We start from the raw sequence: 8,311 nt of genomic DNA, 5'->3' as shown, positions 1-8,311 counted from the left end.
CGCGAAGAGAGGCCGCCAGGCGCCCGTCGTCGCGGTCGCCAGCGCCGATCCGCAGGATCCGGTCGGCACCCGCGCCGCCCTGGCCTACGCCGCGCCGACGGCGGACGACACGCTTCGCAACACGCTGACCCGCCAGGATCAGACGAGGACCGACGTCAATCCGCCGGTCGATGCACGGGCCCTGCTCACCGTGGAGAAGCCGTCTACGGGCGCCGACGAGGCCGTGGCGGGGATTCTCGCACCCCTGCCGCCGCGCCGGCCCTCCGGGTTCGCCGTCGTGGCGGCGGCCGCCATCACCATGCCGTTGCCGCCGCCGCGTCCTATTCAGTTCGCCTCGCTCGCGGGCGGCATGGCCAACCTGTCGGCTCCGACCGCAACGCGGGCTCTGGCTAAGGATGCTGCCGTCGAGCCGGCCCCGCGGCGCCCCCTGGTGGCGGCCGATGCAGACGCGAAGGCGCAGTTGCGCTCCCTGTTCGAGGCGGCGTCCACCGGTCCGGTCACCGCGCCGGCAAGCCGCAACGCCCCGGTTCGCGTTGCCGCCACGCGTCTACGCGAGACCGCTCCGGATGCAGTCGTGGCGGCAAGACCTGGACCGGTGGCGACCAAATTCAGCGCGAAGAGCCCCGGCGACGAGCTCACGGCGGCGCGGTTCACCGGCTCGGCTACGCGCACGACGGCCGGAACGCGCTGAGACCGGGATGGGTGGGAAAGCCTGCGCTCAGCGCAACGGCTTGGAGAGGTTGATCGCCAGGGCGGAGACCAGGGTCGCGGCGTAGCCGTCGTCCTGCGTGTCGGCGATACGCTCGGCCTCGCCGCCGCTATTGGCCGCGACCGACATCATCAGCATCACGGCGGTGGTGATCGCCCCGAGGCCGGCGACCGTCGCGACGTAGGCCCGCACGGCCGCCCGCGGGACGGGAGCCGCCTGGCCGGCGTCGACGTAGAGCGAAGGTGGGCTGCGGGGAATCATGGCTGGTGATTCTGGCGCCTGACACTGGGCCCGGCACGGAGCGATGTGCACCTCGCGCGACCGGCCGGATCAATTAGTAAACGTGCCGTTCTAGGCCCGGTTCAACAGCCGCAAACGCTTTTTCAACAGTGTTTCATCGGTCCTGGTTGACGGCCGGTATCGACGGCGGCGACCCGCCCCCGATACCGGCCGCGGATAGCCGGCTCAGCCTTCCTTGCCTTGCACCTTGCCGAGGGCCGCCTGGGCCGCCGCGAGGCGGGCGATCGGCACCCGGTAGGGCGAGCAGGAGACGTAATCGAGCCCGACCTCCTGGCAGAAGCCGATCGACGCCGGGTCGCCGCCATGCTCGCCGCAGATCCCGAGCTTGATGTCCGGACGTGTGGCCCGGCCGCGCTCGACGCCGATGCGGACCAACTCGCCCACGCCCTCCTGGTCGATGGTGATGAACGGGTCGGCCGCCAGGATCCCCTTCTGGGTGTAGGGACCCAGGAAGGTCGCCGCGTCGTCGCGGGAGATGCCGAGCGCCGTCTGGGTCAGGTCGTTGGTGCCGAACGAGAAGAACTCGGCGGTCTGGGCGATCTCACCGGCCTTGAGCGCCGCCCGCGGCAGCTCGATCATGGTGCCGACCTGGTAGTCCAGGGTGGCGCCCTTCTCCTCGGACACCGCCTTGGCCATGACGTCGATCCGCGCCTTCACGATGTCGAACTCCATGCGGGTGAACACCAGCGGCACCATCACCTCGGGGGTGACGGGGCTGCCGGTATCGGCGGCGGCCTGCACGGCGGCCTCGAAGATCGCACGGGCCTGCATCTCCGCGATCTCCGGGAAGGCGATCGCCAGGCGGCAGCCGCGGAAGCCGAGCATCGGGTTGTGCTCGGACAATTCCCGCATCCGGTGGCGGATCTTGTCCTCCGACACGCCGGTCGCCTTCACGACCTCGGCGACCTCGGCATCGGTATGCGGCAGGAACTCGTGCAGCGGCGGATCGAGCAGGCGGATCGTCACCGGCAGGCCGGACATGATCGTGAACAGCTCGACGAAGTCCTGGCGCTGATAGGGCAGGATCTTCGCGAGCGCCGTCCGGCGGCCCTCGGCGTCGTCGGCCAGGATCATCTCGCGGACCGCGATGATGCGGTCGCCCTCGAAGAACATGTGCTCGGTGCGGCACAGGCCGATCCCTTCCGCGCCGAAATTCCGCGCGGTGCGGGCGTCGGTCGGCGTGTCGGCGTTGGCCCGCACCTTCATGCCGCGGAACTGGTCGGCCCATTCCATCAGGGTCGCGAAGTCGCCCGACAGCTCGGGCTCCAGCATCTTCACCTCGCCCTGGATCACCTGGCCGGTGGAGCCATCGATGGTGATCCGGTCGCCGGCCTTGAGGGTGGCGTCGCCGACCTTCATGGTCTGGGCCTTGTAGTCGATCCGGATCGAGCCGACGCCGGAGACGCAGGGCTTGCCCATGCCGCGGGCGACCACCGCCGCGTGGCTGGTCATGCCGCCGCGGGTGGTCAGGATGCCCTCGGCGGCGTGCATGCCATGGATGTCCTCGGGCGAGGTCTCGATGCGTACGAGGATGCACTTGCGCTCGGCCTTGCGCAGGGCCTCGGCGTCCTCGGAGTTGAACACGATCTCGCCGGTGGCCGCCCCGGGGGAAGCCGGCAGGCCGGAGGCGATGACCTTGCGGTCGGCCTTCGGGTCGATCGTCGGGTGCAGCAGCTGATCGAGGGCGGAGGGCTCGACCCGGCCGATCGCCTCCTCGCGGGAGATCAGCCCCTCGCCGGCCAGATCCACGGCGATGCGCAGGGCCGCCTTGGCGGTGCGCTTGCCGTTGCGGGTCTGGAGCATCCAGAGCTTACCCTTCTCGATGGTGAACTCCATGTCCTGCATGTCGCGGTAATGCGCTTCCAGGATCCCGTAGATCCGGGTCAGCTCCGCGTAGCTCTCGGGCATGGCCTTCTCCATGGAAGGCTTGTCGCTTTCGGCCTCGATCCGGGCCTTTTCCGTGATGTTCTGCGGCGTGCGGATACCCGCCACCACGTCCTCGCCCTGCGCGTTGATCAGGAACTCGCCGTAGAGCGCCTTCTCGCCGGTGGAGGGATTGCGGGTGAAGGCGACGCCGGTAGCGGAGGTGTCGCCCATGTTGCCGAACACCATGGCCTGGACGTTGACGGCCGTGCCCCAGCTTTCCGGGATGCTGTTCAGCTCGCGGTACTTCTTGGCCCGCGGGATCATCCAGGAGTTGAACACCGCGCTGATCGCCCCCCAGAGCTGGTCCTCGGCGACCTGCGGGAAGTCGGAGCCGTGCTCGTCGCGGACGATCTTCTTGTAGGTCTGGATCAGGGTCTTCCAGTCCTCGGCGCCGAGCTCCGTGTCGAGGTCGTAGCCCTTGCCTTCCTTGTAGTGCTCCAGCGCCTCCTCGAAGGCGTGGTGCTCAACGCCGAGCACCACGTTCGAATACATGGTGATGAAGCGGCGGTAGGAATCGTAGGCGAAGCGCTCGTCGTCGGCCTCCTTGGCCAGCGCCAGCACGGTCTGGTCGTTGAGGCCGAGGTTCAGGACCGTATCCATCATGCCCGGCATCGACGCACGGGCACCCGAGCGCACGGAGACCAGGAGGGGGTTGGCGGCATCGCCGAACTTGCGGCCGGTCAGTGTGCCGATCTGGTCCAGCGCGGCGGCGACCTGGCCCTTCAGCTCCGGCGGATAGGCCTTGCCGTTGTCGTAGTAGGAGGTGCAGACCTCAGTCGTGATGGTGAAGCCGGGGGGGACGGGCAGGCCGAGGTTGCACATCTCGGCCAGGTTGGCGCCCTTGCCGCCGAGGAGGTCGCGCATCTGCGACTTGCCCTCCGCCTTGCCGTCGCCGAAGGCGTAGACCCACTTCGCGCTGCCGGTCGCCATGTCGAACCCGTCCGTGTCTGATGCCCGGCACAGGCCGAGCTGATGGGCGCGGGTTGGACCATCCCGCAGCGCAACGCAAGATGAACGCATTGCGGGCTTGTGCGCGCGCGACTGACGCGCAGCGAAGTCTGTCAGGGATCGCGCGCGGACAGGCCTTACGAGAAGCCGCGCAGCAGCCCGAGACCAATCACGCCGACCACGATCAGGTAGATCGCCACGATGTAATTGAGGAGGCGCGGTGCGATCAGGATCAGGATACCGGCCAGGATCGCGATGATCGGTTGTAGGTTCGAGATGGTGATGGTCACGGGCGCCTCCGGGGGCCGAGCTCGGCCGTCCACAACCGACGTCCGTACAGCATGGCGGTTCCCTGTAGCTGGAGCGTGACGAAGCGCCGGATCGTCTCCGGCGCTTCGTGTGGTGGCGTCAGGGCTTCGACGGCTTCAGGGCCGGCGTATTGGTGCCCGGGATCGGATCCTTCGCCTCGCCGGTGGGTAGGCTCGCCTCGATGGTCGGATGCGAGAGTTCCGGATAGGGGCCGATCACGTTGGCGCCGTTGAGGGGCTTGTTCGCGCCATTGTGGCAGGTTGCGCAGTTGATCTTCGGCACGTCGCCCAACGCACCGAGCCTGTTGCGCGGGAAGGTCGAGGTCAGCGGTTCCATGAAGTCCTGGTTCAGGTCCCGCACCATGCGGATGCCGTACCAGGCATGGACCCGGTTAGGCGTGCTGGTGTCCCACTGTGCGACCGACCGGGTGTTGTGGCAGAACGTGCAGTTCACCCCGAGCGATTGCGACATGCTGATCATGATCGCGAAGGTCTTCTCCGCGTCCTGGATCGGCTTGCCCTTGGTCTCGGGCAGCACCGTGGTGCCGTTGACCCGCACCGCGTCCTCGGGCGTGTCCTTGTGCTGGTAGAACGCCTGGTAGACATCGTAGGGCAGCGAGGTGTTGCCGACCTCCGCGGAGGCCATGTTCTGGCTGTTGTTGCGTGGCTTGAACCGGCCCTCGCCCTGGACGGGACGGTCGAACCAGATGTTGGCCGGAACCGGATTGCCCCGGTGGCAGGTGTAGCAGGTCACGCCCGCCTCGTGGACGTGTTTCTCCTTCCAGGACGTGTTGATCGTCTGGGTCATCTGCAGCATCCGACGGGCGACCCGCTTCTGGTACAGCTCGTCGGACGCCATGTTCTCGGTGCTGTGGCAGTAGGTGCAGCCCTGCTGGGGCGCCACCCACTCCGTGATCGACACCATCAGCCGGTTGAACTGCTCGGCCGAGAGGTCGCCCAAGACCTGCACGTTCTCGTAGACCGCCGAGGCCTTGTCGCCGCCGGCATCGGCCGGGTCGGCGGGGGCCGGGGCGACGTTGGCCGCCGCGAGCGCCTCGTTGCCGGCCCGGGTACGGATCAGGTCCATGCCGGTGCCGCGGAAGCCGGTCTGCTTGGCCGCCATGGGGGGATGGGTCCAGCCCGCGCCCCCGAACATCGCGATGGTGAGGAACAGGGCGAGCGCCCCGCCGACCACCGCCAGAATCGTTTTCATGACGGCCTCCTCACGGCTTCATGCCGGGTGCGAGATGGGCGGGGTCGACGATCGGGCCGTAGACCTGCGGATAGGACGGGGCGACGCCGTGCTTGACGGCCCAGAGGTACCAGTTGTCGACCACGGTACCGGTGAGCAGGATGCCGATGCCGCCAGTCAGGGTGGTCAGCACCGCGAACCACCACGCCCAGCGGTGGATGGATTCCATCGTGGCGTTGAAGCCCATGGTCCAGCGCCAGAACAGGGCGGCGCGCTCGGTGGCTGTGCCGCGATCGACGATCTGGTCGATCTCGCGGTCGGCGCCGTAGCGGGAGCAGGCCAGGATGGTGCCCCCGTGCATCGCGAACAGCAGCGTCGATCCGTACAGGAACGTGATCGAGAGCATGTGGAACGGGTTGTAGAACAGGTTGCCGTAGCGGAGCGAGAATGCCGCTGTCCAATCGAGGTGGGGGAAGATCCCGAACGGCACCGCCTCGGACCAGGAACCCATCAGGACCGGCCGGATGAAGCCGAGGACCAGGTAGAGCCAGATCGCCGAGGCGAACGCCCACGGCACGTGGGTGCCCAGCCCGAGCGCCCTGGCCCGGCGGTAGAGGTGGACCCACCAGAGCAGGATCGAAGTGGTGAGGAAGAAGCCGGCGATCAGCCACCAGCCGCCCTCGTTGAGCGGGGGCAGCACCTTGAGCCCGTATTTCGGCAGTGGCGGTTCCAGAGCAAGCCAGGGCAATTGCCGCACGAACTGCACCGGATCCCAGTTCACCGAGGCCCACATGTTGAGCCCGATGATCTCGAAGGCGATCAGCCCGCAGACCATGGACAAGGCCGCGACGTAGCCGATGTAGATCGGACCGACCTGGCTGTTGCCCAGCAGGCCGAACAGGTAGCTGTTGAACGGCTTGCCGACCCGTTCGTTCGAGCTCACCGGGACGCCGTTCTCCGGCTCCAGCGGGCGCACCTGAACCTGGGTGAAGATATTCTGGTAATAGGCCATCGCCCGCCCTCCCCCCGGTCGTCCGCACGGTTCATGCGGCGCCGGCCTGGATCATTGGTATCGGTTCGCCCGATTCTCGGCGGGCGACGGGTATCTCAGCGCCAGACCGGCAGGTTGAGCCACCAGCCCCACCATTGCGGCCAGCCCTGCGTCCAGAACGGCCCGCTGATCACGATGCAGACCGCGCTCCAGAAGCCCGCCGACAGCGCCAGGAACAGGCCGAGGCGGTGGATGCCCAGCGTGCCGATCGAGTAGCCGATCGTGTCGCGGAAGAACGTGTCCTCGTGCTCCGGGGTCTTCACGGTCTCACCCTTCTTCGGGTTGGTCGCCGAGAGGATGAGGCCGCCGTGCATGGCGAGCGCCAAGGTGGTCGTGAAGAAGAACGTCACGGCCAGCATGTGCGCAGGATTATAATGGAAGTGTAGATACTGATATCCGGTGTTCGACACCCAATCGAGGTGACTGAGGATGCCGTACGGGAACCCATAGCCCCAGGCGCCCATGAGGAACGGCCGCACCACGACGAGGGTGAAATAGGCGAAGATCGCCATGCCGAAGGCCGCCGGCACGTGGTAGCCGATGCCGAGCTTCCGACAGATCTCGACCTCGCGCATCATCCAAGAGACGAACGACCCGAGCGCGCAGAACGTGATGATCTGCCAGAGGCCTCCCTCTTTCAGCGGTGCGAGCTTCAGCCCGTAACTGATGTCGGGCGGCGCGATGTTGATCTGCCAGACGTTCCAGGTCGGCCCGATCGCGGCGCCGTAGATGACCAGCGCGGTGCCCAGCACCGTGAAGAACAGCCCGGTGACGCCGAAGAATCCGACGAAGAACGGCCCGACCCAGAAGTCGAACAGGTCGCCGCCGAGCAGCGTACCGCCGCGGATCCTGTACTTTCGCTCAAAGCTCAGCATCGCCATGGCGGACACTCCTCAGCCCGGCCGCAATTTTTTGGGGTTTTTGGACCGCGGCCCCTAGGAGTCGCGGTCCCGGCCAGCCTGGATCAGGCGGGCATGCTCGGCAGAACGAGCGTGATGTTGCTCGCCGCCTTGTTCGCCTTCGGACCTTCCAGCCAGTTGAACCGGTCGGTCGAGAGCAAGATGAAGTGGATCAGCAGCGCAAGGATGAAGAGAAAGGTGAACAGAGCCACCAGCGTGCGCCGCGGATCGAACAGCAACCAGACCTTATGCATTCGATCCTCCTCAGCCGATCATCGTGACGAGGGCGCGGGCCGCATCGGTGACGCCTTCGAGAGAAGCGTAGCCCTGCGGTCCGGGAAGCCACGGACGCCACATCCACACCAGGATGTGGGCGACCACGGCAATCGCCGTGAAGATGAGGAAGCTCGTCAGGAAGATCGCGTGGAACTCCTTGGCTTCCGGTTCCGTCAACCCGGACAGGCTGCTCGGTCTTTCTGTTGCAACGGGTCCACCGGCCATCGTTCAGACCTCCGTGTGTTGGCCGCACTCCTTGCGAAGGGCGACGGGTGCTGCCGTGGTGCTCAAGGCGGTCACGGCTTGACTTCCCCCGCGTCACCGGACGGAAGCGTCTCGATCAGGGCGTTCAGCCCATGAAAGCGAAAGGAATCGTCTGGACCGCCATCGCGCGGGCTTCGCCGAACACGGAGCGGTGCGCCGGCGCGATGCCGGAGCGGGACGCGGCCCGGGCCGGCTTGAAGCGGGCGAACGCGGCGGCGGCCAGGAAGCACGGATAGGTCGCGGCCAGGATCAACCGGAACTGAAGGGCTTCATGATGCAGGCGGGCGGTCGGGACCATCGTGCGCATCGTCAGGTCTCCTCTGGGGGGAACGGAAAGGCTGCTCATGCGGGGATCCCCCCGGCAAGATCGGCTCGGGCGCGCGCCACATGGGCGGGGGCCACGGCAGCGGATTCGGGCGTGCGGGCGGCGCGCTCGGC

The 8,311-nt window shown here is 67.3% G+C and carries 9 protein-coding genes and 1 pseudogene; 1 reads left to right on the top strand and 9 read right to left on the bottom strand.

What is annotated here, in order from left to right:
* Positions 1 to 691 (top strand): annotated as a pseudogene (locus FV228_RS14480) (peptidase domain containing protein); the annotation flags it as partial.
* 27 nt (positions 692 to 718) lie between these two features.
* Here the strand turns inward: FV228_RS14480 and FV228_RS14475 are convergent.
* From FV228_RS14475 to FV228_RS14435, 9 genes are all read right to left on the bottom strand, one after another.
* Positions 719 to 970, bottom strand: coding sequence for a hypothetical protein (locus tag FV228_RS14475; RefSeq protein ID WP_147855265.1), 252 nt, complete (start codon positions 968 to 970; stop codon positions 719 to 721).
* A 204-nt stretch (positions 971 to 1,174) separates the two neighbouring features.
* A complete protein-coding gene (gene ppdK / locus FV228_RS14470) occupies positions 1,175 to 3,865 on the bottom strand; it encodes a pyruvate, phosphate dikinase (protein ID WP_147855264.1) in 2,691 nt (896 codons plus the stop codon).
* A 155-nt stretch (positions 3,866 to 4,020) separates the two neighbouring features.
* The gene (locus FV228_RS14465; RefSeq protein ID WP_147855263.1) at positions 4,021 to 4,173 is read right to left on the bottom strand and encodes a DUF3096 domain-containing protein; all 153 of its coding nucleotides are present in this window, start codon (positions 4,171 to 4,173) and stop codon (positions 4,021 to 4,023) included.
* A gap of 118 nt (positions 4,174 to 4,291) precedes the next feature.
* Positions 4,292 to 5,404: a photosynthetic reaction center cytochrome PufC gene (gene pufC / locus FV228_RS14460; protein ID WP_147855262.1), complete on the bottom strand. Its 1,113-nt coding sequence runs from the start codon at positions 5,402 to 5,404 to the stop codon at positions 4,292 to 4,294.
* Between the two features lie 10 nt (positions 5,405 to 5,414).
* Positions 5,415 to 6,395, bottom strand: a complete 981-nt coding sequence (gene pufM / locus FV228_RS14455) for a photosynthetic reaction center subunit M (RefSeq protein ID WP_147855261.1) — start codon at positions 6,393 to 6,395, stop codon at positions 5,415 to 5,417.
* A 95-nt stretch (positions 6,396 to 6,490) separates the two neighbouring features.
* Positions 6,491 to 7,315, bottom strand: coding sequence for a photosynthetic reaction center subunit L (gene pufL / locus FV228_RS14450; protein WP_147855260.1), 825 nt, complete (start codon positions 7,313 to 7,315; stop codon positions 6,491 to 6,493).
* Positions 7,316 to 7,398: 83 nt separating this feature from the next.
* On the bottom strand, positions 7,399 to 7,587 hold the full coding sequence (pufA, locus tag FV228_RS14445) for a light-harvesting antenna LH1, alpha subunit (protein ID WP_058194393.1): 189 nt from the start codon (positions 7,585 to 7,587) through the stop codon (positions 7,399 to 7,401).
* A gap of 10 nt (positions 7,588 to 7,597) precedes the next feature.
* Positions 7,598 to 7,834: a light-harvesting antenna LH1, beta subunit gene (pufB, locus tag FV228_RS14440; protein ID WP_147855259.1), complete on the bottom strand. Its 237-nt coding sequence runs from the start codon at positions 7,832 to 7,834 to the stop codon at positions 7,598 to 7,600.
* A 124-nt stretch (positions 7,835 to 7,958) separates the two neighbouring features.
* A complete protein-coding gene (locus FV228_RS14435; RefSeq protein ID WP_187277756.1) occupies positions 7,959 to 8,180 on the bottom strand; it encodes a hypothetical protein in 222 nt (73 codons plus the stop codon).
* Between the last annotated feature and the right edge of the window lie 131 nt (positions 8,181 to 8,311).

This window comes from Methylobacterium sp. WL18 (genome assembly GCF_008040015.1).
Classification (GTDB): domain Bacteria; phylum Pseudomonadota; class Alphaproteobacteria; order Rhizobiales; family Beijerinckiaceae; genus Methylobacterium; species Methylobacterium mesophilicum.
The sequence above is the reverse complement of the archived record's forward strand: the minus strand, read 5'-3'. Positions and strand labels throughout refer to the sequence as shown.

Excerpts from the sequence above, each read along its gene's own strand:
- FV228_RS14475 (WP_147855265.1), bottom strand. The coding sequence starts at position 970 with ATGATTCCCCGCAGCCCACCTTCGCTCTACGTCGACGCCGGCCAGGCG.
- ppdK (WP_147855264.1), bottom strand. The coding sequence starts at position 3,865 with ATGGCGACCGGCAGCGCGAAGTGGGTCTACGCCTTCGGCGACGGCAAG.
- pufC (WP_147855262.1), bottom strand. The coding sequence starts at position 5,404 with ATGAAAACGATTCTGGCGGTGGTCGGCGGGGCGCTCGCCCTGTTCCTC.
- pufM (WP_147855261.1), bottom strand. The coding sequence starts at position 6,395 with ATGGCCTATTACCAGAATATCTTCACCCAGGTTCAGGTGCGCCCGCTG.
- pufL (WP_147855260.1), bottom strand. The coding sequence starts at position 7,315 with ATGGCGATGCTGAGCTTTGAGCGAAAGTACAGGATCCGCGGCGGTACG.
- pufA (WP_058194393.1), bottom strand. The coding sequence starts at position 7,587 with ATGCATAAGGTCTGGTTGCTGTTCGATCCGCGGCGCACGCTGGTGGCT.
- pufB (WP_147855259.1), bottom strand. The coding sequence starts at position 7,834 with ATGGCCGGTGGACCCGTTGCAACAGAAAGACCGAGCAGCCTGTCCGGG.
- FV228_RS14435 (WP_187277756.1), bottom strand. The coding sequence starts at position 8,180 with ATGCGCACGATGGTCCCGACCGCCCGCCTGCATCATGAAGCCCTTCAG.